The sequence below is a fragment of the Desulfobulbus alkaliphilus genome (assembly GCF_016918545.1).
Lineage (GTDB): Bacteria > Desulfobacterota > Desulfobulbia > Desulfobulbales > Desulfobulbaceae > Desulfobulbus > Desulfobulbus alkaliphilus.
In genome coordinates this window covers 1-1,190 of sequence record NZ_JAFFQC010000093.1, presented here as the reverse complement: position 1 = coordinate 1,190, position 1,190 = coordinate 1, and the positions used below count along the sequence as shown (strand labels likewise).

The window sequence follows — 1,190 nt, the reverse complement described above, 5'->3', positions numbered from 1 at the left end:
CGCACCCTCACGATAACTGAGCCCCTGTTCCTTGATCTTCTCTGCCAACTCCGCTACCTGATCCCAATCGATTGGTTGTCTCATGCCTCGATCCTCCATGTTGAATGGGGGAGGCTGTGGGGGGATTAAATGGCGTTTTTGTCCGGAATAGCTTACCCTCTGCAGATAAGGGATGACGGAGCTCCCATATCGCGGGCTTCATCAGGATCAAGCATCCTCAAGGAAATAAACCGTGGTCCCGTACCTGAAGAATGCTTGAGATAATACAGAGGTTGCTCCCTTTCTTTGAATTCATGAGCAATAGAAGATAAGGGTGTTTCCGCGGACTGAAAAAGGTATCCGGATTTTGACCCGTATTCAAAGTAGCGCTGAGCAAACTGTGAGGAATCCGCAGATGAGCTGACTTGAGCAAAGAAGCGAGTCCATTCCGGCCCTTCAACCGTCTTCAGCCGGTTTGCAGTCCTGTAATCAAGAAAAACAGCCAGAGGCTTTACAGGCTCTGTCCGCTGCACGGTCAACATGGACTGTTCACGCTGGGCCACGGGGTGAGCTGAAGCAAGACCGGAGTAGACAGATGTTCGGGTGATGTATGATGACCGATAGTCCTGGATCAAATCAACACTGCTCACCATGAGATACTCACCTTTTGCGAAGAAAAAGATGAATATGGCAAACAACAGGCAGGCCAGAACAAATGTTCTTCGGATAAGCTCCTTCATTTTGACCACCTTGTTGTGTATTAAGAAGACTATCTCATGGGATCCGGATGGATTCTATTGAGTGTTTGTCCGGTCCGGCAAGGTACAAGCCGTGCGCGTAAGTGCCGACAAGAGCCTTGTCTCGAAAATGTGTTATGCTGGTCACGGAAATTTCACCATCTTCCTGTAAAGGGAATGAAGACCAGCTCAAACCCTGGTCATGGGAGCCGAAAAGACCTTTGCCATGTGTTCCGGCCCAGATGTTGCCCTGGGTGTCCATGGCCAAAGCCTGTACCGTGGCAAATTCAGGCAGGCCTTTTGATGCATTAATCCATGGTCCTTCTGCCTTCCTCTTGAAGACACCACCTTCCAGGGTGCCGGCAAAAAGTGTTCTGGTTCCGGGATGCCAGGCCAGAGAAAGAACCATGAGATTGACCAGCCCGTCATTGTTAAAACCCCAGCTCCGGCCCCCGTCCCTGGAATAAATGACCC

The 1,190-nt window shown here is 50.4% G+C and carries 1 protein-coding gene and 1 pseudogene; both read right to left on the bottom strand.

Annotated features, from left to right (window positions below):
- Window positions 1-152: 152 nt before the first annotated feature.
- Window positions 153-521 carry a hypothetical protein gene (locus tag JWG43_RS17495; protein WP_205244239.1) on the bottom strand — a complete coding sequence of 123 codons (369 nt, stop codon included), beginning with the start codon at window positions 519-521 and terminating at the stop codon, window positions 153-155.
- Window positions 522-753: 232 nt separating this feature from the next.
- Window positions 754-1,190, bottom strand: a pseudogene (locus JWG43_RS17490) (hypothetical protein); the annotation flags it as partial.